20 protein-coding genes are annotated in these 23,732 nt (G+C 62.4%); 10 read left to right on the forward strand and 10 right to left on the reverse strand.

From position 1 onward, the window contains the following. The first annotated feature begins 17 nt into the window (after positions 1–17). Complete coding sequence (locus DDQ68_RS13325) at positions 18–848, forward strand: hypothetical protein (RefSeq protein WP_245897442.1); 831 nt, start codon at positions 18–20, stop codon at positions 846–848. A 284-nt stretch (positions 849–1,132) separates the two neighbouring features. Here DDQ68_RS13325 and DDQ68_RS13330 read toward each other — a convergent pair whose 3' ends face one another. The 4 genes from DDQ68_RS13330 to DDQ68_RS13345 all read right to left on the reverse strand — a co-directional run bounded on the left by DDQ68_RS13330 (position 1,133) and on the right by DDQ68_RS13345 (position 6,973). Further along, the gene (locus tag DDQ68_RS13330; protein WP_109656733.1) at positions 1,133–2,521 is read right to left on the reverse strand and encodes a PQQ-dependent sugar dehydrogenase; all 1,389 of its coding nucleotides are present in this window, start codon (positions 2,519–2,521) and stop codon (positions 1,133–1,135) included. 183 nt (positions 2,522–2,704) lie between these two features. Continuing rightward, positions 2,705–3,307 (reverse strand): DNA-3-methyladenine glycosylase, encoded by a 603-nt coding sequence (locus tag DDQ68_RS13335; RefSeq protein WP_109656734.1) that lies wholly within the window; start codon positions 3,305–3,307, stop codon positions 2,705–2,707. A gap of 373 nt (positions 3,308–3,680) precedes the next feature. Next, positions 3,681–5,636, reverse strand: a complete 1,956-nt coding sequence (locus DDQ68_RS13340; RefSeq protein WP_162550094.1) for a carboxypeptidase-like regulatory domain-containing protein — start codon at positions 5,634–5,636, stop codon at positions 3,681–3,683. A 341-nt stretch (positions 5,637–5,977) separates the two neighbouring features. Then, positions 5,978–6,973 (reverse strand): aspartate-semialdehyde dehydrogenase, encoded by a 996-nt coding sequence (locus DDQ68_RS13345; protein WP_109656736.1) that lies wholly within the window; start codon positions 6,971–6,973, stop codon positions 5,978–5,980. A gap of 185 nt (positions 6,974–7,158) precedes the next feature. Here DDQ68_RS13345 and DDQ68_RS13350 point away from each other — a divergent pair, with 185 nt between their 5' ends. After that, the gene (locus tag DDQ68_RS13350; protein WP_109656737.1) at positions 7,159–9,753 is read left to right on the forward strand and encodes a lamin tail domain-containing protein; all 2,595 of its coding nucleotides are present in this window, start codon (positions 7,159–7,161) and stop codon (positions 9,751–9,753) included. Positions 9,754–9,925: 172 nt separating this feature from the next. Here DDQ68_RS13350 and DDQ68_RS13355 read toward each other — a convergent pair whose 3' ends face one another. After that, a complete protein-coding gene (locus DDQ68_RS13355) occupies positions 9,926–10,411 on the reverse strand; it encodes a peptide deformylase (RefSeq protein WP_109656738.1) in 486 nt (161 codons plus the stop codon). Positions 10,412–10,588: 177 nt separating this feature from the next. Between DDQ68_RS13355 and DDQ68_RS13360 the strand changes: the two genes are divergently transcribed. Both DDQ68_RS13360 and DDQ68_RS13365 read left to right on the forward strand, forming a co-directional pair. Then, positions 10,589–12,187, forward strand: a complete 1,599-nt coding sequence (locus DDQ68_RS13360) for a DUF1800 domain-containing protein (protein ID WP_109656739.1) — start codon at positions 10,589–10,591, stop codon at positions 12,185–12,187. A gap of 62 nt (positions 12,188–12,249) precedes the next feature. Next, entirely contained in the window at positions 12,250–13,464 is a 1,215-nt protein-coding gene (locus DDQ68_RS13365; protein ID WP_109656740.1) for a DUF1501 domain-containing protein, read from the forward strand. A gap of 100 nt (positions 13,465–13,564) precedes the next feature. Here DDQ68_RS13365 and DDQ68_RS13370 read toward each other — a convergent pair whose 3' ends face one another. The 4 genes from DDQ68_RS13370 to DDQ68_RS13385 form a co-directional block, all read right to left on the reverse strand. Continuing rightward, on the reverse strand, positions 13,565–14,356 hold the full coding sequence (locus DDQ68_RS13370) for an SDR family oxidoreductase (RefSeq protein ID WP_109656741.1): 792 nt from the start codon (positions 14,354–14,356) through the stop codon (positions 13,565–13,567). 13 nt (positions 14,357–14,369) lie between these two features. Next, positions 14,370–14,738, reverse strand: coding sequence for a cupin domain-containing protein (locus DDQ68_RS13375; protein ID WP_109656742.1), 369 nt, complete (start codon positions 14,736–14,738; stop codon positions 14,370–14,372). A 212-nt stretch (positions 14,739–14,950) separates the two neighbouring features. After that, complete coding sequence (locus DDQ68_RS13380; protein ID WP_245897037.1) at positions 14,951–15,805, reverse strand: hypothetical protein; 855 nt, start codon at positions 15,803–15,805, stop codon at positions 14,951–14,953. A 130-nt stretch (positions 15,806–15,935) separates the two neighbouring features. After that, positions 15,936–17,186, reverse strand: coding sequence for a glycosyltransferase family 61 protein (locus tag DDQ68_RS13385; RefSeq protein ID WP_162550095.1), 1,251 nt, complete (start codon positions 17,184–17,186; stop codon positions 15,936–15,938). Between the two features lie 482 nt (positions 17,187–17,668). Between DDQ68_RS13385 and DDQ68_RS13390 the strand changes: the two genes are divergently transcribed. Continuing rightward, complete coding sequence (locus DDQ68_RS13390) at positions 17,669–18,463, forward strand: energy transducer TonB (protein ID WP_109656744.1); 795 nt, start codon at positions 17,669–17,671, stop codon at positions 18,461–18,463. Positions 18,464–18,472: 9 nt separating this feature from the next. Here the strand turns inward: DDQ68_RS13390 and DDQ68_RS13395 are convergent, their stop codons facing one another. Then, complete coding sequence (locus tag DDQ68_RS13395) at positions 18,473–19,243, reverse strand: alpha/beta fold hydrolase (RefSeq protein ID WP_109656745.1); 771 nt, start codon at positions 19,241–19,243, stop codon at positions 18,473–18,475. Positions 19,244–19,529: 286 nt separating this feature from the next. Here DDQ68_RS13395 and DDQ68_RS13400 point away from each other — a divergent pair, with 286 nt between their 5' ends. From DDQ68_RS13400 to DDQ68_RS23920, 5 genes are all read left to right on the forward strand, one after another. Then, on the forward strand, positions 19,530–21,068 hold the full coding sequence (locus tag DDQ68_RS13400; RefSeq protein WP_109656746.1) for an aldehyde dehydrogenase family protein: 1,539 nt from the start codon (positions 19,530–19,532) through the stop codon (positions 21,066–21,068). A gap of 87 nt (positions 21,069–21,155) precedes the next feature. After that, the gene (locus DDQ68_RS13405) at positions 21,156–22,415 is read left to right on the forward strand and encodes an AAA family ATPase (protein ID WP_109656747.1); all 1,260 of its coding nucleotides are present in this window, start codon (positions 21,156–21,158) and stop codon (positions 22,413–22,415) included. 3 nt (positions 22,416–22,418) lie between these two features. Further along, a complete protein-coding gene (locus DDQ68_RS22905; protein WP_162550096.1) occupies positions 22,419–22,994 on the forward strand; it encodes a hypothetical protein in 576 nt (191 codons plus the stop codon). 201 nt (positions 22,995–23,195) lie between these two features. After that, positions 23,196–23,396, forward strand: a complete 201-nt coding sequence (locus DDQ68_RS23915) for a hypothetical protein (RefSeq protein ID WP_245897038.1) — start codon at positions 23,196–23,198, stop codon at positions 23,394–23,396. 30 nt (positions 23,397–23,426) lie between these two features. After that, positions 23,427–23,732 (forward strand): Gfo/Idh/MocA family protein, encoded by a 306-nt coding sequence (locus tag DDQ68_RS23920; RefSeq protein WP_245897039.1) that lies wholly within the window; start codon positions 23,427–23,429, stop codon positions 23,730–23,732.

Raw genomic sequence — 23,732 nt, forward strand, 5'->3', positions numbered from 1 at the left:
TAGGCGAGGAGGTGAATGTGGGTATACTGTTCTATTTCCCGGAGCAGAGGCAGCTGGAATTCCGCTTTCCAGATTCCTCACGTCGTCTTCGTCGGTTATATAGTAACTTCTCAGAGCGTCAATTGAAAGTTTACTTGCAATCTTTTAGCGAGTGGGTGGCTCGTGCTAATAAAGAGTTATATCCAGAACTTACTTTAGAAGGGTATGAAGTGCTATTAAGGCACAGTTTATTGGATGCTGATGCTACTGTTTTGCGGTTTGCGCCCACAGTAAAAGCTGTTCCTCATTCAGCACATATAGGTACCCTACTAGATCATTACTACGACTTATATTTCTCAGAAGCATATGCTCCACCTTTGCATGAGAGAACAAGAGATGAAGGATTTCTGCTTAGTCAATTCAGAAATTCAATTAAGCATTTGGATCCAGGTGCTGCTAAACTATTGAAAAAAGATGTGGAAATTTCTGTTCCTGCAACATCAGTAATATTCGATTATGCTTGGCAGAATGGCACATTTAATTTAGTGAAGCCGATCAGTTTTGATTTAAAAAACGAGAATGAAATCCATAAGAAGGCTCTGTTCTACTATGGAAATCTTAATCTATTGGCTGATAAGGCAAAGGAAAATCAGTATAGATTTGATATTCTAGTTGCGCGGCCAACAAATCCAAAGCTTAGCAGGGAATATAACAGAGCGGTTAGTATTTTGAAGAAAATAGATGCTCCTAGTAGTTTCATTGTAGAAGACGAAGAGCTACAAGAGTATTCAAAAATAGCAGCGCGTAATCTTCGCGAACACTATAAGCCAACTGATACTGGATTATTCCTTCCCACTTTCGATAATTAGTAAGTATCCGTTTTTTCAACAAAAAATTTGATAGACAATCACTTTCGCTAGTATATCGATCATTTAGTGTAGCATTTCCTTATATAACTAAAGCGAACAATTTTAAAGTAAATGCAAATACAATAAGCAGAATGCGAGCAAAATCGCTTCAGAATCTGGAAACCTCGCTAAAAAGATCAGGTGAGTGAGGGATTTTTGAAGAGAGAGCCAGTTAATGAGATGAGACTGCTTTTTTTTAATTACGAGAGGCTACGATGCATTGACTACTACAATTCTTATGGCCCCTACTCCACGCTGAGCGGCTTGGTGGCGGTACCGGCAGCGGTGGCCACGGCCACTAGGTAGCGGCCGGGGGGCAGGCCGGCTAGGTCGAGGGTGGCGGTGAGGCCGGCCACGGATTGCTCGCGCAGGCGGCGGCCCAGCATATCGCAGATGGTGACGTGGGCCCCCGGGGCGGGCAGCGTGAGGTTGGCCTGCTGGTGGGCGGGGTTAGGGAAAATATCGAACTTGACGGCCGCGGCGTTGCGATTGGCAGTGGGCATGTAGGCCCGGTTTTCGAGCACTAGGATACGGTCGTCGGAGGCGGCGGGGATGCCGCGGCCGTCGCGGTTGCTGGTGCCCACGTACACCCGGCCGTCGGGCGACACGCACAGGCTGCGCAGGCGGCCAAAGTCCGTCAGGAACTCGTTGCGGGCGGTGATGGCGGCGCCAGCGGCGTCCAGGGGCATTTGCACGAGGCGCTTGCCGCCCAGGGCTGCCACCAGTAGGCTGCCGCGCCAGCCCGGAATGGCGGGGTGGTCGTAGTATTTCAGGGCGGCTGGGGCGATGGTGGGCGTCCAGGTGGTGAGGGGCGCGCGCACGTTGTTAGCGGCGCAGAACGCGGCCTCGGCCGGCAGGTTGCAGAGGCCCTCCACGGCGGGCCAACCGTAGTTGCGGCCCCTCTCTATCTTATTGATTTCGTCGTCGTTGCTGGGGCCGTGCTCCGAGCTGTAAATGCGGCTATTAGCCAGCTGCACAAGGCCTTGGGGGTTGCGGTGGCCCAGCGTGTACACGTAGCTGCCGGGCGTGGGGTTATCGGCCGGAATGCTGCCGTCGAGGTTCAGGCGCAGGATTTTGCCGTTCAGTGAGGCCCGGTTTTGCGCCTCGGAGGCTTGCAGCGCGTCGCCGGTGGTCATCAAGATAGTGCGGTCGGGCAGGATGAGCAGGCGCGAGCCGCTGTGGTTGGTGGTGGCCACGATGCCGCCCAGCAGCACCAGCGGGGCCCCCAGCGTGCCGGCCGCGGCCGCGTAGGTAAGGCGCACCAGCTTCTCCTTCAGCGTCCCCTCCTCGGTGTAGTTGTACACCACGTACACGTAGGGCTGGGTGGCAAAATCGGGGTGCAGGGCCATTCCCAGCAGGCCGCTTTCGTTGTTCTGCGTCACGTCGGCGATGGTGAGCAGCGGCAGCACTGCCCCCGTGCTGGGGTTGATGCGGCTGATGCGCCCGGCCCGCTCGGTGGCCCAAATGAAATTGTCGGGGCCCCAGACGAGTTCCCAAAGCGTGGCCAGCCCGGGCGTCAGTTCCGACACCGTGACGGTGGCCGTGCCCACCGGAAACGTGGCCAGCGCCGGCGCCTGGGCGCGGGCGGCCAGCATGTTTCCGGCTAATATGGTGGTAAGCAACGACTTTTTCATCGGGAAATGACAACGAATCGGGGAATAATAATCCTTTCGGCGTCAAATATATACAGCCCGTCGATTACATGTACGCTTTACCCAAATTTGCAGCAGAGGCCACGGCGCAGCGCGCCCGGCCGCACCACCGCGCCGCGGCTGCCCACAACCCCCATAAAGACCCAGCCGGCCCGCCCCGGGGCCCTATTTAGCGGGGCTCGTCCATTGGCTGCTACTTATGCGGAAGCGCCAGGGCAGCGCCGCGGCTTCGGCGCCGGCGTAGGCCAGGCCCACGCGGGCGCTAGCCAGCACGGCGGCGGCGGGCACCGTTTCACCGTGGTCTTCAAACCATAATACGTTGCCATCCAGCGCCGTGCCGCTGAGGGCAGGGGTGATACCCAGGGCCTGGGTAAGCACGCCGGGGCCCGCAGTGAGGGCCCGCACGGGGGCCCCCAGGCCGCGGCGGCGCAGCATCTCGTCCACGCCCAGCAGCGGCTCGATGGCCCGAATCAGCACCGTGTCGGGGTGGGCGGCGTCGTGGGTGGCGATGTTGAAAAGGGCGTGGCGGGCGTACACGGTGTAGATGTAGGCGTGGCCACCGGGCACGTACAAAGCGCTGGCCTGCTGGCGCTTGCGTTGCAAGTGCATCGTCATGGAGTTGTCGCCCTCGTGGCGGTAGGCCTCGGTTTCAACCACCCGGCCGGCGGTTATTACGCCGTCCACGTTAGTGTACAGGTGCTTACCCAGCAGCTCGCGGGCAATTTGCAGCACGTCGGGCCGCTGGTAGAATTCCAAACCTAGCTTCATACCGCTTCCATACGGCCGGGGGCCCCGGGCGGCCGGCGCGGCAGCTTCGGCAAGCCGTTGTGGGTGGCCGGGGCCCTGGAGCAATTACCGCGCGACTGTACTTAGTGGCTATCAAGCCAGGGATTTGTCATTCCGACGAAGGAGGAACCTGGATAAAACCAGTTAAAGACCGTCTACAGATTTTTCCTTCGTCGGAATGACAAGTCCCTGGCTTGATAGATCCTTATGCGCAGCTTCAAAATCAGTATATCAGTTTAAGCGATGTAAGGGCGGGGGTTGCCCACGCCCGTCGTTGCACAGCATCGGTGGATTGGCGCAAACGTCCGGGCGGGGACAAGCCCCGCCCCTACCTCCACGAACTCCAGAAGGTGCCCTACCGCGGCCGGTACAGCAGCCCGAAGCCGAACGTGAGCCGGCCGGGCTGCCACGGCGCGGCGTTGGCCGGCTGGCCGTCTACGCGCAAGGTGGCGGCGGCGGGCAGGTCCAGGGCGGCAGTGCTGCGGCTGAGCCAGAAGCCGCTGCGCTCGTCGAGGGCCAGCTGGGTGCGAGTGCGGGGGAAGAGCAGGTAGCCCGCGTCGGCCACCAGCTCCAGGCGGCGGCTCAGCTCCACGCCCAGGCCCAGCTTGGGCTGGGGGGCCCCGGTGGTGGTGCGCAACGTCAGGCCAATTTCGTCGGCTTTGAAAGCGGTGCCGGCCACGCGCAGGCCGGCGTCGGGATTGTGATAGGGCCCCAGGTCGCGGCCCACGGTTTGGTGGAAATACGTCAGCCCCGCCCGCGCAAAAATTGGCCGGCGGCGCGGGTTTAGGTTGTGCTCGTAGGCCAGGCCGCCTTCCCAGCCGCTGCCGCCCAGCCGCCCGAAGCCGCTGCGCGAGGCCACGCGCACCCACCACCCACCCACGGTGTTGAACTCATAAGAGAAACTTGACCAATACGTTGTGCTTTGCGCCCGCAGCACCGCCGCGCCCAGCGCCTGAAACCCCGAGCCGGCCGGCGCAAACCCCACCTGCACCGCACCGCTTGCCTCCGCCACCGGCCAGCCGCCCACCAGGTAGCCGTAGCGCAACCGGCTCGGGCGGCGCACCGGAGCAGACCGGCCGGCCGGGGCCCCAGCAACTTGCCCGGGGGCCCCAGCCGCCGCCGCGGGCCCCGGGGCGGCCGCCCGACGCAGCGCCTGCTGCACGGCCGCGGGCGGCACCAGCGTGGTTTGGCGCTGCCAAAATGTGGAGTCGTAGGGCACCGCGTTTTCCAGGTACACGTCGCGGTACTGGGCGCGGGCCGCGTAGCCGGGCCGGGGCCCCTGAGCGGTGTCGATGGCCGTCGTCAGGTACTCCACCAGCACGTCGACGGGCGCGCTGGGGCCCCGCCGCGGGCGGCCCTGGGTGCGGTGCCAGGCGCTTTTGAGGTACCAGCGGCCGGCGTAGGGCTGGTAATCGACGCGGCTGCTGCGCCCTTCGATGGCCACGGCCGCCTGGCTTTCGTGGCGCAGGCCGGCCGGCGTGCGGTGCCACTCGGCCCGCAAAAAGGCGTAGCTGCCCTCCTCGATGTACAGCCGGCCCGCAAAATCGGCCCGCGCGGCCCGGCCCGGCTTGGGGGCGAAGGCAATGGCGTACACCGGCCGGCCCCGGAACGTAGTTTGCGGCAGTAGCCGGTAGTCATAGTCGCGGAAGTGGGCCGGGTTGATGAAGGCCGCGCGGCGATGTACAAAATCAAGCTGGTGTGGCACGAAGGGGCCCCCATACCAGTTGTGGTCGGCGGTGCCGGGGGCCCGCAGCTCCACCTTCCGCGACTCCCGGATTTCGACCGCTCCGTCGTCGCCCGGGTGCTGGTAACCAGCCTGGTACACCGTCAGTAAGCCCTCGGCAAAATACTGGAACTGACTAGTGTCGCCCCGCGCGTTTTCGGCCTCACGGTAGAAGCCCGTGAGGCGCGTGGGCCGCACCGGGTAGTTGCGCGGAATGCGCGCCACCGCCGCCCGGACAATGCCCGTCACGGAGCTGGTCACCGTCACCTCGCCCAGTGCGGCGGGGCTGATTTGCAGGCGGATAAGCAGCCCGGGGCCCGGCAGCGGCGGCAAGGCCTGGGTGTACTTGCGGTAGCCGAGCAGCGCCACTTCCAACGGCTCGTGCTGGTAGGCGGGCGGGACGCTGAGCGTGAAAACCCCATCGGCATTGGTGCTGGTACCCACGCGGTTGCCGGCCACGCCCACTTGCGCGTTGGGCACCGGCTGGCCGGTTTCGGCGTCCACCACGCGGCCGCGCAGCTCGGCGGGGCCCTGGGCCCGGGCGGGCCAGATGAGCAGCAACAGCAAGGCAACCAGAATTCCGCGCATAGAGCTGAATGTATACTCGTCACGAAGTAGGGTGCGGGGCTTGCCCCCGCCCATCGTTGAACGAAAGCCGACGGAACCGTTCAACGACGGGCGGGGGCAAGCCCCGCATCCTACTTCGTTTTCGCATTCCACTTCGTGAGCAGTATAGCGCGGACTTTCTAGTCCGCGGCGCTGCCCGGTCGCCCAACGGCAATCGGTACCACTGTAGCACGAACTTTAGCTGCGCTGGCCCTCGGTTGTAGTCCGCGGCGCTCGCTTCGTCCTACCGATTACCGTTGGGCGACCGGGCAGCGCCGCGAACTACAACCAAAGGCCAGCGTAGCTAAAGTCCGCGCCACATTCTACCCCACCAACTTGTTGGCTACCAGGTACTCGGCAATTTGTACGGCATTGGTGGCGGCGCCTTTGCGCAGGTTGTCGGCCACCACCCACAGGTTCAGGGTGCAGCCCTGGGTTTCGTCGCGGCGCAGGCGGCCCACCAGCACAGCGTCGCGGCCGTGGCTGTCTTTGGGCATGGGGTAAAGGTTCTGGCTGGGCTCATCCACCAACTCCACGCCGGCGGTGTGGCGCAGGATGGCGCGCACCTCGGCCATCGCAAACTCCTTGTGGAACTGTACGTTGAGGGCCTCCGAATGGCCGCCCATCACTGGGATGCGCACGCAGGTGGCCGTCACCTGGATGCTGTTGTCGCCCATGATTTTCTTGGTTTCGTGCACCATTTTCATCTCTTCCTTGGTGTAGCCGTTGGCCTCAAACACGTCGATGTGGGGCAGCACGTTCAGGTCGATGGGGTGCGGGTAGGCGGGGTTGCTGGCCGTTTGGCCGGCGCGCTCCTCCATGAGCTGGTCCACGGCTTTTTTGCCGGTGCCGGTCACGCTCTGGTAGGTGCTCACCACGATGCGCTGCAAGCCGTAGGCCTTATGCAAGTCGTTCAGGGCCACCACCATCTGAATGGTTGAGCAGTTGGGATTGGCAATGATTTTGTCGGCGACCGTGAGGATGTTGGCGTTGATTTCGGGCACCACGAGCTTCTTGGTGGGGTCCATGCGCCAGGCCGAGGAATTATCGACCACCGTGGTGCCCACGGCGGCGAAGCGCGGGGCATGCTCCTTTGAAACCGACCCGCCGGCCGAGAAAATAGCGATGTCGGGGCGGGCCGCAATGGCGTCGTCCATGCTCACCACCGGGTAGTCTTTGCCTTGGAAGTGAACTAGTTGGCCTACCGATTTGGCCGAGGCCACGGGCAGCAGCTCGGTGAGGGGAAACTGGCGCTCGGCCAGCACTTTCAGCAGTTCAGTGCCCACCAAGCCGGTGGCACCCACGATGGCAAGTTTCATGTATTCCAGTTAACAATGAGCGGTGAACAATGAACAATTCACCGGGCCAGGGGCCCCCGCGACGGCAAGCTTCGGGGAGGCGACCAGGGGAGGTTGAAGGAGCGCGCCAGGTGGCGCGCGCCCCCGGCAAAGGTCGCCAAAAATGGCTTACATTCGACGCTAATACCCTTTTAGTCTACTTATTAATGTCGAAACAATTACTATTCGTAGCTTTTTTATTGCTTTCCCACGCGGCCTCGGCCCAACTGCGCGACGATTTCGCCGACGGTAATTTTACCGCCAACCCCGCCTGGGCCGGCACCGCCAATTTCTTCACCGTCAACGCCCAGCATCAGCTGCAAAGCAACGGCCCAGCCGTGAGCGGCACCCGCCTCCAGTTGGCCGCGCCCTGCCGCGCCAGCACCGGTACCACCTGGGAATTCTGGGCCAACCTGCGCCTGGCCACCAGCGCCAGCAACGTGGCCGACGTGTGGCTAATGGCCTCAGGACCCGACTTGGGCAACGCCGCCACCAGCGGCTACTTCGTGCGCCTGGGCGGCACCGCCGACAACCTCACCCTATTCCGCAAAGACTCGGCAAAAGCGGCCGTAGCCCTCATCACGGGCAAGGCCAAGGCGCTGATCAGCAGCACTAACAACCTGGTCCGCATGCGCATTACCCGCAGCACCGCCAGCCGCTGGACGCTGGAGCGCGACCTCACCGGGGGGCGTAATTTCGTGGCCGACGGGGCCCCGGCCACCGACGCCGCGCACCAGCGCAGTGCCGCCGCGGGCGTAGCCCTGCTCTATTCGTCAGCCAACGGGAAGAACTTTTACTTCGACGATTTCAGCGTGGTTGATGCCACGCCGCCCCTGCTGCTGCGGGCCGCGCCACTGGATACGCGCCGGGTCGAGGTAGTGTTCAACGAGGCTGTGGACCCGGCCACGGGGGCCCTGGCGGCCAGCTACCGGCTGCGCGGCGGCGCAGCGCCGGTAGCGGCCGAGATTTTGGCCCACAACCCAGCCGTGGTGCGCCTGACGTTTGGGGCCGATTTGCCGGCGGCCAACGTGCTGGAGGTGCTGCAGATGGCCGACTTGTTTGGCAACGCGGCGCCGGGGCCCCTGGCAGCCAGCTTCGCTGGCCTGCCGGTAGCGCCGGGGTTTGGCGACCTGATTATCACCGAGATAATGACCCGTGAAACCCCGGCCGTCAGCCTGCCCGAATCGGAGTTTGTGGAGATTTACAACCGCTCGGCCACCAAGAGCCTCAGCCTGCGCGGGGTGCGGCTGGGCAAGACGGGTACCACCGCCCGGGCCATTTTCCCCGATACTGCGCGGCTGCTGCCGGGGCAGTGCGCGGTGGTCTGCGGCAGCACCCGGGCGGCGCAATTTGCCCCGTTCGGCAAGGTTTATGGGCTCATGAATTTCCCCGCGCTCAGCAATGGCGGCGACCAGCTGGTGCTGCGGGGCCCCGGCGGCCGGGTGCTGTTCGAGGTGACGTACTCGGAAGCGTGGTACCGCGACGCGCGCAAGCAGGCCGGCGGCTGGAGCCTGGAAATGCTGGACCCCGCCAACCTCTGCGCCGGGGCCGACAACTGGACCGCCAGCCCCGATCCGCGCGGCGGCACCCCCGGCCGCGCCAACGCCGCCGGGGCCCCGCACCCCGACGCCGCCCCACCCACCCTGCTCCGCGCCGTGGCCCTGGATACCCGCACCGTGCGCCTGTTCTTCTCCGAAAAGCTCGACAGCGCCGCCGCAGCCCTCCCCGCCCGCTACGCCCTGGGGGCCCCCGCGCCGGCTGTGGCCCGAGCCGCGCCCGTGGGGCCCGACTTTCGGGTAGTGGACCTGACGCTGGCCGGGGCCCTCGCGCCCAGCCGCCCCACGGCCCTCACGGTGCAAACCGCCACCGACTGCGCCGGCAACGCCAGCGGCCCGCTGCAAGCCGCTGAATTTGCCCTGCCCGAGGCCGCCGCGCCCGGCGACGTGGTAGTGAACGAGCTGCTGTTCAACCCCCGCGTGGGGGCCGTGCGCTTTATTGAATTGATGAACCGGAGCCAGAAATACGTTGACTTGCAGGGGTTTCAAGTGGGCGACGGCGCGGCGGCTAAGTCTGTCAGCCCGGGGGCCTACGTGTTGGCGCCGGGCCAATTGGTAGCCTTCAGCACCAGCCCGGCCACGGTGCAGGCGCAGTATCCGACGAGCGCCGAACCCGCCGCGCTGCTACCCGTGGGGGCCCTGCCCACCTGGCCCGACGATGCCGGGCTGGCCGTGCTGCTGGATGCGGGCGGCCAGGAAATCGACCGCTTCGCCTACAACAAAAGCCTGCACCTACCGCTGCTCGCCAGCCAGGACGGCGTGTCGCTGGAGCGCATCCGGGCGCAGGGCCCCAGCCTGGGCAGCAACTTCCACTCAGCGGCCGGCACCGTGGGCTACGCCACGCCCGGCCGCCCCAACTCGCAGGCCCAGGACGCGCCCGGCGGCGGCCAGGAGCTGACCGTAACGCCCGAAGTCTTCACACCCGACGACGACGGCCAGCAGGATTTTACGACGCTGAACTACCAGTTCGACCAGCCCGGCTACGTGGGCTCCGTAACGGTGTACGACGCCGTGGGCCGCCTCACGCGCCGCCTGCTGCGCAACGTGAGCCTGCCCACCGCCGGCTTCGTGGCCTGGGACGGGCTGGACGACGGGGGCCGCAAGGCGGCCGTGGGCTACTACATTCTGCACGTCGAGCTGTTTCGGCCGGCCGGCGGCGAGCGGCGCGAGTACAAGAAAACGGTGGTGCTGGGGGCCCGGTTTTAGCAGGCTTAACGCTTGGTAATTATCTGATATAAGCACAAAAAAACGGTCATGCTGAGCGAGGTCGAAGCATTTCTCCCGCAGCAGTAATCCCTGATTAGTCAGCGGGAGAGATGCTTCGACAGGTGAACGCCAGATGGGCATGACCGTTTTTTGCCTGACTGTGGCAACCTATTCACGGCCGCCACTTGAATGACTTATCGTCGATGGCGCGCATGGTGCACAGCACGCCGTTCAGGTGGTCGTGCTCGTGCTGCAACAGCTCGGACAAGTCGCCCGTCATGTGCCAGGTCTGCGGCTGCCAATTTTCATCCAAATAGTTGATGGTTAGGTGGGTGTGCCGCCGCACTTTGACTAGTAGATTGGGAAAGCTCATGCAGTCGTCCCACAGCTCAAACAGCTCGGTGCTCAGCCCACTAAGTTCGGGGTTGATGAAGACCACGGGCCGGTCGATGTTCAGGTAAATCAGCCGCTTCATGATGCCCAGCTGCGGCGCGGCAATGGCCCGGCCGAAATGGTACCGGCCCCTTATTTCCTGCATCACGTGGTGTAAATCGGCCACCCAACCCGCCACCAACGGCCGCTCGGCGGGCAAAACCGGCGCGCACGTTTCGTACAGCCGCGGGTCGCCCAGCTGAAGCAAATCGGCTAGTTTTTTCATAGATTTTGGTGATTACAAACGCTGGCTTCGCCCCCGTCGCGGTCAATTTAGCACAAGCCGGAGGAAACGGGCCATTGCCCAATTTTGCACTTCTGCCAATGGGCCAGTTCAGGCCTGGCGTCCGGTGCATTCTGGCTAGTCTTTTAAACCCTGCCCGCCGGGGGCCCTCTTACCGGCATGGATACCACCCAGCAACTCCAGCACTTGTATTGGCGCGCCGGCTTCGGGCCCCGGCCCCAGGACGTGGCCGCGGGCCTTAGTCCGCGCAAGGCCCTGCGGCAGCTGCTGCGCGATTCGGCGCAGTTCGAGCCGCTCGACGCGCCCAGCATGCACTTCGAGGACCCGCTGGGCGCGGTGATGGCCGTGCCCCCGGGGGGCCCTATGCCGGCTAAAAACCCCGTGTCCACCAGCATGGTCACCACGCCCGACCAGGCCCCGGCCACTATGAGCGGCAGCCCCGCCGAAGCTGCGCCCCCCGCCCCGGTGGCCGCGCTGCCCGCCCGCCAGCCCTACCGCATGGGCCCCGGCGGGGTGCCCCGGCTGCGCCGCGCCGACCTCACGCCCGAACAACGCAAAATGCAAAACCAGGGCCTGCGCGAGGCGTTCATCAACATCTCGACGGCCTGGATGGACCGCATGGCCACCTCGCCGGCCCAGCTGCGCGAGAAGATGACGCTGTTCTGGCACGGCCACTTTGCCTGCCGCGTGCGCCTGCCGGGCCCCGCCCTCAGCCTGCACAACACCACGCGGAAGTACGCGCTGGGCAAATTCCCCGACCTGCTGCTGGCCGTGAGCCAGGAGCCGGCCATGCTCGAATTCCTGAATAACCGCCAGAACCACAAGGGCCACGCCAACGAAAACTTCGCCCGCGAGGTGATGGAACTGTTCACGCTGGGCCGCGGCAACTACTCGGAGCAGGACGTGAAGGAAGCCGCCCGCGCCTTTACCGGCTGGAGCTACGACGCGCAGGGCAACTTCAAGTTCCGGCCCCAAGACCACGACGAGGGCCCCAAAACCTTCCTCGGCCGCACCGGCAACCTGCGGGGCGAGGATGTGCTAGCCATCATCCTGGAGCAGCCGGCGGCGGCTACCTTCCTCACCACTAAGCTCTACCGCTTCTTCGTGAACGATACGCCCGACCCAGCCCGCATTGCGCCGCTGGCCGATGCGTTTCGCAAGAGCGGCTACGACATCCAGGATTTAATGGAGCGCATGTTTTCGACCGACTGGTTTTACGACCCGGCCAACGTGGGCACGCACCTCAAGAGCCCGGTGGAGCTGCTGGCCGGCATCCGCCGCACGCTAGGCGTGCAGCTCGATAACGAACTGCCCCTGCTGGGCTACCAGCGGGCCCTGGGCCAGGTACTATTTGAGCCGCCAAACGTGGCCGGCTGGCCCGGCGGCCGCAACTGGATTGATTCGTCGTCGCTGCTGCTACGCCTGCAAATCCCGGCTATTCTCTTCAAAAACGCCGACTTCGCCGTGGCCCTCAAGCAGGACGAAAACGACATCGCCCCCAACCTCACGCGCGCCGACCGCACCGTGAAGCCCACCGCCGGGGCCCACCTGCCGCTAGGGCCCCTGCAACAGTTACTGGGCGCCACGCCCGCCCCGGCCCAGCCCGCCCGCCTCAGCGAGTTCCTGCTCCAAACGCCCATCCGGCCCGAAAACCTGGCCCTGGTGCAGCAAGCCGCCGCCCAAAACCCCGTCCCTGCCGAGGCCCTGCGCAACACGCTTATCAGCCTGATGAGCCTGCCGGAATACCAATTGTCGTAGCCCGGCCCGGGCTGCCGGCTTTTCGCCGGCTGCCCGGTAATCGCCCTGTAACTATTCTATTTATGCAACGCCGCGAATTCCTCCAGACTTCAATATTAGCCAGCACGCTTCTGTTCGTGCCCAAAATACTGCACGCCCTCGACCGGGGCCCCGGGCTGGCCCGGCTGGCCGATGCGCCGGGGGCCCGCCGCCTTATCGTGGTGCAGCTCGGCGGCGGCAACGACGGCCTGAACACCGTCATCCCATACCAGAACGACCTGTATTACAAGGCCCGGCCTACGCTGGGCATCAAGGAATCGGAAGGGATTTTGGCGCTGGACAAGGGGCTGGGCTTCCACCCGGCGCTGAAGGGTTTCAAGAGCCTGTACGACCAAGGCTACCTGGCCGTGCTCAACGGCGTGGGCTACCCCAATCCCGACCGCTCGCACTTCCGCTCGATGGACATTTGGCAGACCGGCTCGGGCAGCGACCAGAACCTGAGCACCGGCTGGCTCGGCCGCTACCTCGATTCGGGGGCCCCCGGCTGCCAAAACCCCTACAATGCCCTGGAAGTGGACGACACCCTGAGCCTGGCAATGAAGGGCACCCAGCGCAAAGGCCTGGCCTTTAAAAACCCCGACAAGCTGCATCAGCTCACCCAAAACCGCCTGCTGAGCAAGGTGAGTCGTGAAACCGGCTCCGACCACCACCACGCCCAGGTCGACTACCTCTACCAGACGTTGGCCGAAACCGCGTCGTCGGCCGACTACCTCTACAATAAGTCGAAGGTGTACAAGTCGGCCGTGACCTACCCCCAGTCCGAGTTTGGCAAGAACCTGAAAACCACCGCCGAGCTGATTAACTCCGGCGTGGAATCGCGGGTGTACTACGTGGCCCTCAACGGCTTCGATACCCACGTGCGCCAGCACGAGCAGCAGCAAAAGCTCTTCACCGACCTCGGCGACGGCTTGGCCGCCCTGGCCGACGACCTCCAGAAAAACGGCCAGTGGGCCAACACCCTGGTGTTGGTGTTCTCCGAATTTGGCCGCCGCGTGGGCCAGAACGCCAGCAACGGCACCGACCACGGCACTGCCAACCCAGTCTTCCTTATCGGCGGTAGCCTCCAGCAAAAAGGCATCCTCAACGACGCCCCCGACCTGGCCAACCTCGACCAGGGCGACCTGCGCCACCAAGTCGATTTTCGCGGCATTTACGCCACCGTGCTCAAGGATTGGCTCGGCGCGGATGACACGAGTATTTTGGGGACGGACTTTGAGCGGATGCGTGGGCTGGTGTAAAAAGAATGTGCCGAAATGTGAAGATGTGGGGGAATGTGAAAATTGAAATCAGCTTTAATTTTCACATTCCCCCACATCTTCACATTTCGGCACATTCTTTTTACAACAGCCCCTTAATCCACCCGCCATCCACCGGAATGGAGGTGGCGGTGATGTAGCTGGCCCGCGCCGAGCACAGGAACGCGGCCAGGGCCCCAAACTCGCGCGGCTCGCCGAGGCGGCGCATGGGGATTTCGTTTTCCCAGCGGGCCTGTGCCTCGGCGGGCGCGATGCCGTCGCGGGTGGCAATGGCCTGGGCCAGGGTTTCGACGCGGGCAGTGCGGGTGTAGCCGGGCAAAATGTTGTTCACGGTGATGCCGAACGGCGCTACTTCCGTGGCCAGCGTGCGGGCCATGCCCGTTACAGCCGCCCGCAAGCTGTTGGACAGCATCAGGTTATCCACCGGCTGCTTCACGCTGATGGACGTGATGTTGAGGATGCGGCCCCAGCCCTGTGCTTTCATACCGGGCAGCACGGCGCGCGTCAGCTCCACCACGCTGGTGAGCAGCAGGCGGGTGGCAGCGTCCCACATTTCGGGCGAAAGGGCGTCGAAACCGCCCGCCGGGGGGCCCCCGGCATTGGTCACCAGCACATCGACGCGGCCGAAGCGGGCCAGCGCGGCGGCCACCACCGCGGCGGGGGCCCCGGGCGCGGCCAGGTCGGCGGGCACGGCTAGCACCGGCACGCCGCTGGCGGCTTCGATGGCGGCGGCCGTGGCGCGCAGTTCCGCCTCGCCCCGGGCGCAGATCACCAACGAGACGCCTTCGGCGGCCAGCTCCTCGGCCACGGCGCGGCCCAGGCCCTTGCTGGCGGCGGCTACCAGCGCAATTTTACCTTTTAAGCCTAAGTCCATGACTTAAAACTGATTAACGCAAGTAAGCATCAGTTTTGTCGATCCAGTCCTGGCGGGGCGGGCTGAAAATGTCCACGTCGAGCGTGTCCTCCAGGGCCTCGGCCGAGTGCGGCACGTTGGATGGGATGTGGAGCACTTCGCCGGCCCGCACGATGATTTCCTGGGCCTGGTCGTCGCCGAGGTGGAAGCGCAGGGCCCCTTCGAGGATGTAGGTAATCTGCTCGTTTTCGTGGTGGTGCTTGGGCACGAGGGCCCCCTTTTTGAGGTACACGTGGGCGAGCATTGTCTTGTCGCCGGTGATGAAGCGGCGCGAAATCAAGTCCGTCATGCGCTCCTCGGGCATGTCGTCCCAGCGGTAGAAAGTAACCTGGTCGGTAGTCATTGGCAGTGGGTGGGTTTTAAGCGTTCTGTGGAGTTATGAAGTAAAAAGGCCGTCGTGCTCATCCGGCGTCCACGCAGTGAAGCATTTCCATCGCGGCAGTAAACCTAATTGATTGGATTACTTGCGTGGGAAAAATGCTTCACTGCGTGGACGCCGAATGAGCACAACGGCCTTTATTACGCAGTAATAATAACGTCAAACTGCCTGGGGCCCTACAGCGGCACGTTGAACCCGAAGGCGTAGATGGCCTGCGCCGAGGTGAACACGTGCGTCACGCGGCCCACTTTGTCGGCCCCGATCCAGGTGTTGGTGTAGTCGGCGAAGGCGCCCTGCACGTCGCCCTGCAAGAAAAAGTATTTGTAGATGTCGAGCTTGAGGCCGGCGCTGGTGCCCACCACCCAGCCGTGGTAGTGGAAAGGCCCCTCCTGGTGGCTGCCGAAAATGGTGGAGATGGTGTAGGAAATCATGGGGCCCCCACCGATTTTGCCGATGGCGCTGAGCTGCAAGTGCTTGCCCACGGCCAGCTTGTAGCGCTTCACCAGGTTCACCATCAGGTAGTTGTTACCGTTGGTGTGCTGGAGGTGCACGAAATCGGGCGTCACCAGCGTGTCTTTGTCGATGTAGCGGCCGCGGACGTTACCGCGCACGTGGATGATTTGGTTGTCATCGACCACGTACTTCAAGTGGTTCCAACTCACCTCGATGCCCAGGTCGTGCTTATCATTAAACAGGTAGCCCAGCGTGGCGTCGTACTGCGGAATGGTGAGCGAGCTAAACTTCCAGAATTCGCTCATGCTGGGGTGGTCGCTGGCGTGGGCGTTCACGAAGGTGAAGTCGTAGTTGTCCGTTTTCTGGTTTTGGAACCGGATGTCGGAGCGCGAGTACCAGTCGCGGTTGTAGCCCCAGCTGAAGTACAGGCTGCCGCGGTGCTTGGCGCCGGGCGGCAGAATGGTGGTGGGGGTGTGGGCCGTGGTAGCCGGGGCGGAGGCGGCCGGCACGTAGGTTTGGGCCCACAAGGGTTGGAAGCCGCCCAAAAACAAGGCGGCTAATAAGTAGCGAAATTTCATCGGAAGTGAAGAAGAATAAAGCCTCCGGCGCGGCCTGGCAGCGAAGCCCGACGGATGATAAATTTCGGCGCAAAGATAAGCGCCCCGTACCTAGGGCCGGATTTTTAGCTTAACCAACCAATGAATCGGGCTATTCGTTTGGGCCGCAACGGCGGGTTTCAGGCCGGGTGGCTTTTTCAAGGGCAGCAACTAAGCCTCGCTCGATGTCCGGTACGGATACCCGGATATTTTTTTCAATCGGTGGGAGGTGCTCCCCGCCGGCCGCCGGCTGGCAGCAGGCCGAGTAGCCCAGCCCGGCCAGCTGCGCCAGGTAGAGAAAATAATCGGGCACGTAATCGGGCGCGAAAATTTCGAACAGATGAGTGCCCGGCTGGCACCAGATAATGTTCGAAAACGAGGCTCCGTGGGGGCCCATGATGAAGGAAGCGTGGCGATAGAGGGTCAGTTGCTCGGCCAAGGTGCGCGGCCGGTCTTCCACTATGAAGAAATCGTATTTCTCTAACAGCGCCACCAGCGCGTCTTCGTTCACGATGCGGCGGCGCCCTGTGCGGCTGATATAAAGGCGGGCGTGTTTTTCGGCCGGCTCTTGGATGAGGGGAGCCAGGCGGTCGCGCAGCAGCTCCACATCCGTTGGGCTGGGGTAGTTCCATGCCCCGGCACTGGCCAGCAAGTAGCTGGCGGATCGCACGTTGTATAAGCGGCTGTCGAGCACATGCGCGAGCTCAAAACCCAGCACGGACAAAAATTCCTGCTCATAAGATGTTCCGAACAGCGGGTAAGCCACGATGGCGTCAGCCGGCTCCGGAACCGCCTGCGCCATGCGGCATAGCTTGGCTGCAATCAAAAACATGAAGTCGTAGTACCCACAAATGAAGTGCGCGTCCGGATAGTGGCTAAACGGAGCCACCAGCGCCCCGGCCTCCACCACCGCCCGTTTTTTCGTTTTAAGGAAGTCTTTTAGCACATGGTCCGTGAAGTAGTCGGTACAGAGCACGTAGCCGTCGATGCGCACGCTCCCATTGCGCAATAGCGCGGCGGGCGGCCCGCCCTCGTAGGTGCGGTGCCACACGTAACACGGCTGAGTCGCCGCGTCTTTGCGCTGGAAGATGCGCCGGCCGGGGTCCACCGCGTCGTACACCTCGGGAACGTTAATCAGTTCAGCAGGCCGGTGCACCAGTTCGCAAGGTTTTAGGTAAGCGATGGTCTGCGCTTTGGTCAGTAGCTGGAAGCCGGCCAAGCCGACAAGTTGCTTGACAAGCTTCTTGATTTCGTTTTTCAGTGTTGTGACCGATGGATTCATCTGCGTAACCAGAAATGTGGATTTTCCTGTGTTCGCTGCCCCTACTAGGCGTACCTGTGAGTTCTTTGCTAGCGTGCTCACGTGCTTATGCGTTTTTTTGCTAGAGTAAATAAACAGTATAATTAATTATTACAACGTTTAAAACGTTTGGGTTCATGAAAAATTCAGGAGAACATCCTGCTCGTCTGGCGCCCCACCCAACACCAGGGCGACTAATAAGTAACGGGATTTCATCAAAAAAATAGGGAAGCGCCGCAACTCCTCATCTCGGCCCGGCGGTAGATAAATCGACCGCAAAGATACGGGCCGGCGGCCGGAGCGGCGGACTTTATTAGCCCGGGCCGCGCATGGCCCGGCCCACCAAACGCCGTTCAAATAACTACTAATCTGATAGTTTATATTCGCTTTGCCAGGCCTTAGACGCCAGTTTCCAGCGGTAGCCTGGCCAATTCGCCGCCCGGGGCAAGCAGGCCGGCGCCCCGGCGGCAGCCGGCCATGGTTTGGCAGCTGGCCCTGGCGGAAAGCCGCGTAGCTTGCAGTTCCACTTTCAGCTTCTACCCCGCATGAAAAACGTACTCATTGGCTTGCTGGCCGCCGCCTGGCTGCTACCCAGGGCCCCGGCGCACGCCCAAGCTACGGCCCCAGGCGCCGCGTTGCCGCTAGTGGGCCGCAGCACGGGCACCACCTACCGGAGCCCCCGCTTCCCGGGCGGGCCCGACTCGCTGCAAGCGGCGCTGCGGCGCGTGCTGCCCCCCGCCAGCCCCGCCTTCCCCGGGCCGCTGTACCTGGCCCTGGAGCTAACCGGCACGGGCCGCCCGCGCAATTCTTATTTCCTGCCAGCACCTGTCGGGGCCCCAGCCCTCAGCCGCGCCGGGACGCAGGCTTTGCTGAAGCGGCTGGAGCAGCTGCCGGCCTGGCAGGTAGCGCAGGACGCGCCGAGCCAGCCGGGCATGCGGCCCGATTTCATTGTGCTACCGCTTGTTCTTGGGGCCCCGGCAGGGGCCCCCGCCCTTGCGTACAGCGACGAGCTACCTACCTTTCCGCTGCCAGCGGGCGCCGGCCAACGCCCGCTGGCCTTCAACCTGCTGGGCCTCCTGCAAAGGCAAACGCGCTACCCGGTCGATGACATCCGGCGGGGCAACCAGGGCACGGTGTATGCTTATTTCGAGGTGAGCGAAACCGGCGCCGTGGAGCAGCGCCGCATCGTGGGCAGCGTCAGCCGCACGCTCGACGCGGAAGTGCTGCGCGTGCTTCAGCTAGCGCCCGATGCCCTGACGCCGCCCCGCCAGCAGGGCCGCCCGGTGCGGGTGGGCTACGTGCTGCCGTTTGAGTTCCGGGTCGTAAGTCAAGTGCGGTAGGGGCCCCGGCTACTCCCCAAACACTGCGGCGGCCAGCGCCAGCACGGCGCGGCGGGTTTCCTCGGGCTGCTCCAGGTAGGCGAGGTGGCCGCTGCCTTCCAGAAACAGGGCGGCAGCAGTAGCGGGCAGCGCCGCCTGGCGCACCGAGTCGTCGAAGGGCACGGCCACGTCGTGCTTGCCGGCCACCAGCAGCACCGGAAACGCGGCCTGGGCCAGCACGGCGGTGCGGTCGGGGCGGGCAGCCATGCCGCGCAGGGCCCCGGCGAAGGTGGCAGCCGGCGTAGCCTTACCAATCTCTTCGAGCAGCTCGCGGGCTTCGGCCAGCCGGTCGCGGTTGGCGGGCGCGAAGAGTGGGCGCACGAAGCTGTCCATAAATTTCTCCACGCCGTGGCGCTCCACGAAGCCGATATTTTTTTCGCGATTCTGGCGCTTCTCGTCGGTATCGGGCAAAGCCGTGGAGTTGATGAGGGCCAGGCCGGCCACGCGGCTGGGGTAGCGCTCGGCCAGGGCCAGGGCCACGTAGCCACCCATGCTGTGGGCCACGAGCAATACCGGGTCGGCGGCGCCCTTGTCGGTGAGGTACTGCGCCACGTAACGCGCCTGGGCCTCCATGCTGAAATCGGGCACGGGGGCCCGGTTGGTGCCGTGGCCGGGCAGGTTGGGGGCCAGCAGCCGGTAGCCGGCCGGAAACGAGCGGGTGAAATCGGTCCACACCTCGCGGCTTTCGGCGAAGCCGTGCAGAAAAACGAGCGTCGGGGCAGTAGTAAGGGGGGCAGCCATGCCGGCAAATGTAAACGCCGGGCCCGGGGCCGTGCTTTCGGGCCGGCGGCTGGCACGTGGGGCACCAAAAACGGTTCAGCTGGCGCGGGTAGAAATAGTGAGTCCGCAAACGTTGCCGGCCGATTTAAAGGCAAGCCAGCGGTTTAAAAGAGAGCCTGGGGGCCCCCGGGTAGGGTTGACGGCGCGTTGGCCATTCCACGGGGCGCCAAGCTGGCTTTCTGGCTACAAACTCCACCCGGCCTTCTGATGTTACTACTCCATCTCAATCCCCCACCCCCAAAACACCATGCCCAAAATCGTTTCGCCGCAGGTCGAGTTCAGCTTTCTGCTGCAACAGGTCAAGCAACACGCGCCCGAAATTTTCGACCAGGACGGCCGTTTCCTCAACCTGCTCGAAGGCCGCTGGCAGGAGCCCGGCCAGCCCCGCGCCTTCTACTCGCCCGTCGACGGCTCAGAGTTGGGGAGCCTGCCCATGCTCGCGCACGACGTAGCCCTGCGGGCCGTAGCCGCCGCCAAGGCCGAAGCGGCTGCCTGGGCCGCTACCGACCTGACCGAGCGCCAGCGCCGCGTAAGAGACTGCCTCGATCAGCTCACGCCCTTGGCCGACCTCATCGGCAAGCTGCTGATGTGGGAAATCGGCAAGACTTACGCCCTGGGATTCAGCGACGTCGACCGCGCCATCGACGGCGCCCGGTGGTACGTGGACCACATTGAGCCCATGCTGCAAGACCGACAGCCCATCGGCCTGGTGAGCAACATTGCCTCGTGGAACTACCCGTTTTCGGTGCTCTTCCACGCCGTACTGGTGCAGGCCCTGGCCGGTAACGCCGCCATCGCCAAAACGCCTACCGACGGCGGCTTCATCTCCCTGAGCCTGGCCTTCGCCATTGCCCGCCGCTGCGGCCTGCCCGTGACGCTGGTGAGCGGCCCCGGGGCCGAGTTAAGCCAGGCCCTGGTGCAGGACACGCACGTTGACGCCCTGAGCTTCGTGGGCGGCCGGGTGGGCGGCCGCTACATCGCCGACGGCCTCACCCAGCAGCACAAGCGCTACATGCTGGAAATGGAGGGCGTGAACGCCTACGGCATCTGGAATTTCTCAAACTGGGACCTGCTGGCCCAGCACTTGCGCAAGGGCTACGACTACGGCAAGCAGCGCTGTACGGCCTACGTGCGCTTCGTGGTGGAGCGCCGCCTGTTCCCGCAGTTCCTCGAAACCTACCTCGACGTAATCAAAAGCCTGAAGGTGGGCAACCCCACGCTGGTGGACGGGCCCGACGACCCGCTGCCCGAACTGGCCTTCGGGCCGGTCATCAACGCCCGCCAGGCCGAAGACCTGGACCGCCTCTACACTAACGCGTTGCAGACCGGCGCCACGCCGCTCTACGACGGCAAGCTCGACGACAACCTGTTCCTGCCCGGCCAGGACCGCAGCGCCTACCGCGCCCCCCGGGCCCTGGTGGGCCTGCCCCGCCAGAGCGAGCTGTATTACAAGGAGCCCTTCGGCCCCATCGATAGCGTGGTGCTGGTGGACCGCGTGGAGGAGCTGGTGGGCGAGATGAACATCTCGAACGGGGCCCTGGTGGCGGCCATCGTGTCGGACGACGCGGCCTGGGCCACCCGCACGGCCAAGGAAATCCGCGCCTTCAAGGTGGGCGTGAACGCACTGCGCTCGCGCGGCGACCGGGCCGAAGCGTTCGGTGGCCTGGGCGAGTCGTGGAAGGGCGCCTTCGTAGGCGGGGCCCTGCTGGTGGAGGCCGTCACGCAGGGCAAAGCCCCCGTGCTCGGCAACTACCCCGACGCCACGCTGCTGCCGGAGAAAATATAGCGGCGCACGAAACGGTTACCCACGCGGCGGCTCCGGCAACGGGGCCGCCGCGTGCTATTTTTGGCCCTATCCTAATTCTTATCGGCGATGAACGAGCAACTAATTGTCAAAAACTTCGGCCCCATCAAAGACGCCACGGTGGACTTTAAGCGGGTAACGGTTTTTATAGGGCCCACAGGCGGCGGGAAGAGCACGCTGGCGAAGTTGGCGGCGGTGTTCCGGGATAAAAGATTTTATGCTGATAACGATGGCTCTAGTAAACCCGAAGATGAATTTAAAAACAGACAGATTTTAAGTATTTATTCTATCAATAAATACTTTAATATCCAAACTCAAATAGAATTTCAATCTGACACAGTTAAAATATCATACGCAAATGAACAAGACAGAATTGCATTGATCGGTAGTGGTGAGAGAGCAGCAAAGGAGTATTTTAATTATACTACTGAAGCACTTACATCTATCAGAAATATTTTGGCTAAAAGATTAGAACCATATGAATCTAAAACAAAGGGAACCGGAAATGAGCAGTCTCCCGATATTGGTCAAACGCAGGAAGATATTAAATCAATAATATTGAATTTAAGAGAAAGTAAAGTATTTTCTAATTTTGCAATGCGAACAAAGTCAGAATATATACCTGCTGAACGTGCATTTTTATCTGCTATTGAATATTCTTGGGCTGGATTAATTCGTGATAATATCGGTTTGCCAAAAATTCTACTTGATTTTGCTAACAGTTTTTCATTATCTCGAAAAGACGTTTCCGAGTTAGATATTCCATTTCTTAAAGCAAAATATTTGCACGTCAACGGGCGAGATTTTATTAAAATCCCCGACCGTGAAGAGCCATTAATGCTTCTTGAAACCGCCAGCGGCATCCAATCCGTCACGCCGATGCTGGTGTTGCTAGAGCACCTGAGCCGCAACACCGAGCAGGCGCAGAGCTTCATTATCGAAGAACCAGAATTAAACCTTTACCCCACCGCCCAGCAGGGGCTGTTGAACTGGCTGGTAGAGAAATGCACGAAGGGCGAGAATGATTTGACGATAACCACGCATAGCCCCTACATTCTCTCGCATTTAAACCTGCTGCTTTACGCGTACCATGTTGGCAGTAAGGATGAAGAAAAGCGCCAGAAAGTAGCTGTTATTATTCCCGAGAAATACTGGATAAATCCCGATGAATTCGCAGCTTACTACGTGAATGGCCCCGAGGGTGCGGGTGGCGTCCGGTCGTTGCTGGACCCGGAAACTAAACTTATTTCGCAGAATGAGTTAGATGCTGTTTCTGGTATTCAGGCTGATGAATTTGATCAATTGCTTGACATCAACCGCGGCTTTTAGAACATGCTAAATCCGCTACGCGAATCATTCCGCGACCAAATGCGTGGCAGCGCCTGCCAAGAAGCCATTACTGCGGTTGAGTTTCTTGTGCAGGACCCACCTGGTACTGCTCCTTGTTTTCACTACTTGCCTCCTACGCGCAATCGGTTCGATTTGCAAGTAATAAACGAATCTGGCCGTTTAGTTCACCTCATTAAAGTTGATGATTGCCTATATATGTCTGCTGAGGGACGCAGATGTGATTGCGCATTACTGACTACTGAGCAAACCTACTTTGTAGAGTTCAAGAAAGCTGAGCATGACATCACGAGCAGCGGCAATTTGCGCTACGCCCGCGCTGCCGATTGCGTGGAGCAACTAGAGCTTACTATCAAGGATTTCGTCAGCCGAGCTATTATTCCGCCGGGCGCATTGGTGCTGGCCTACGCCTGCGTCGGACGCACTTCTCAGCGGCCCTATCCTGGAGCAGATTTTTTAGCCTTGAGTGCTTCTTTCAACAATCGTTTTGAAGGAATACCCATTCGGGTTCGCTTAGTTGTTGAGAATGTACTCGTTATCAATAAGGGCCCATTAGCATAGGGCTCCGCCCCGGCCTTTCACAACCTGCCTCCCCACTGTACCCTACAGCCCCACCTTTCTGCTGCTTATTTCAAATTATTGCTGGCAGAAGCCCCGCAGCGACAGTTTCCCTGTGACGCGGCCTCGTACAGGGGCCCCAGCCCAACCATAACCCAGCGCAGCCGCATAGGGTAAACTGCTTCTACCCCAACCCGCTGCGCCATGGCCGACCTCCTCGATTCTGCTACTTCCCGCCGCGATTTTATGTGCACGCTTTCGCTGGGGGCGGGGGCCCTACTGACTGGGCCGGCGGCCCTGGCGGGATTGGCAGGCAGGGCCCCGGCGGCGCCCGGCCGCCCGCCGGGCGTGGCGCTGATGGGGCTGGGCAGCTACAGCGCCGGGCAGCTGGCCCCCGCCTTGTAGCAAACCAAGCTGTGCTGGCTGGCGGGCATCGTGACGGGCACGCCGGCCGAGGCCGTGCGGTGGCAGCAGCAGTACGATATTCCCGCCCAGAATATCTACGACTACCAGACCTTCGGCCGGATGATTGACAACCCGGCCACCGACATTGTGTACGTGTTGCTACCCAACGCTTTGCACGCCGAGTACGTGGTGCAGGCGGCGCAGGCGGGCAAGCACGTAATCTGCGAGAAGCCGCTGGCTACGTCGGTGGCCGATGCGCGCCGCATGGTGGCCGCCTGCCAGAAGGCAGGCAAGCAGTTCAGCATAGGCTACCGGCTGCACTTCAACCACAACTAG

Origin of the sequence: Hymenobacter nivis (genome assembly GCF_003149515.1) — a bacterium.
GTDB lineage: Bacteria > Bacteroidota > Bacteroidia > Cytophagales > Hymenobacteraceae > Hymenobacter > Hymenobacter nivis.

What these genes read in the sequence shown, in the direction of transcription:
- DDQ68_RS13390 (WP_109656744.1), top strand. Translation starts at nt 17,669, where the DNA reads ATGAAAAACGTACTCATTGGCTTGCTGGCCGCCGCCTGGCTGCTACCC.
- DDQ68_RS22905 (WP_162550096.1), top strand. Translation starts at nt 22,419, where the DNA reads ATGCTAAATCCGCTACGCGAATCATTCCGCGACCAAATGCGTGGCAGC.
- DDQ68_RS13365 (WP_109656740.1), top strand. Translation starts at nt 12,250, where the DNA reads ATGCAACGCCGCGAATTCCTCCAGACTTCAATATTAGCCAGCACGCTT.
- DDQ68_RS13340 (WP_162550094.1), bottom strand. Translation starts at nt 5,636, where the DNA reads ATGCGCGGAATTCTGGTTGCCTTGCTGTTGCTGCTCATCTGGCCCGCC.
- DDQ68_RS13330 (WP_109656733.1), bottom strand. Translation starts at nt 2,521, where the DNA reads ATGAAAAAGTCGTTGCTTACCACCATATTAGCCGGAAACATGCTGGCC.
- DDQ68_RS13405 (WP_109656747.1), top strand. Translation starts at nt 21,156, where the DNA reads ATGAACGAGCAACTAATTGTCAAAAACTTCGGCCCCATCAAAGACGCC.
- DDQ68_RS13360 (WP_109656739.1), top strand. Translation starts at nt 10,589, where the DNA reads ATGGATACCACCCAGCAACTCCAGCACTTGTATTGGCGCGCCGGCTTC.
- DDQ68_RS13395 (WP_109656745.1), bottom strand. Translation starts at nt 19,243, where the DNA reads ATGGCTGCCCCCCTTACTACTGCCCCGACGCTCGTTTTTCTGCACGGC.
- DDQ68_RS13350 (WP_109656737.1), top strand. Translation starts at nt 7,159, where the DNA reads ATGTCGAAACAATTACTATTCGTAGCTTTTTTATTGCTTTCCCACGCG.
- DDQ68_RS13370 (WP_109656741.1), bottom strand. Translation starts at nt 14,356, where the DNA reads ATGGACTTAGGCTTAAAAGGTAAAATTGCGCTGGTAGCCGCCGCCAGC.
- DDQ68_RS13380 (WP_245897037.1), bottom strand. Translation starts at nt 15,805, where the DNA reads ATGAAATTTCGCTACTTATTAGCCGCCTTGTTTTTGGGCGGCTTCCAA.
- DDQ68_RS23915 (WP_245897038.1), top strand. Translation starts at nt 23,196, where the DNA reads ATGGCCGACCTCCTCGATTCTGCTACTTCCCGCCGCGATTTTATGTGC.
- DDQ68_RS13355 (WP_109656738.1), bottom strand. Translation starts at nt 10,411, where the DNA reads ATGAAAAAACTAGCCGATTTGCTTCAGCTGGGCGACCCGCGGCTGTAC.
- DDQ68_RS13375 (WP_109656742.1), bottom strand. Translation starts at nt 14,738, where the DNA reads ATGACTACCGACCAGGTTACTTTCTACCGCTGGGACGACATGCCCGAG.
- DDQ68_RS13335 (WP_109656734.1), bottom strand. Translation starts at nt 3,307, where the DNA reads ATGAAGCTAGGTTTGGAATTCTACCAGCGGCCCGACGTGCTGCAAATT.
- DDQ68_RS13345 (WP_109656736.1), bottom strand. Translation starts at nt 6,973, where the DNA reads ATGAAACTTGCCATCGTGGGTGCCACCGGCTTGGTGGGCACTGAACTG.
- DDQ68_RS13400 (WP_109656746.1), top strand. Translation starts at nt 19,530, where the DNA reads ATGCCCAAAATCGTTTCGCCGCAGGTCGAGTTCAGCTTTCTGCTGCAA.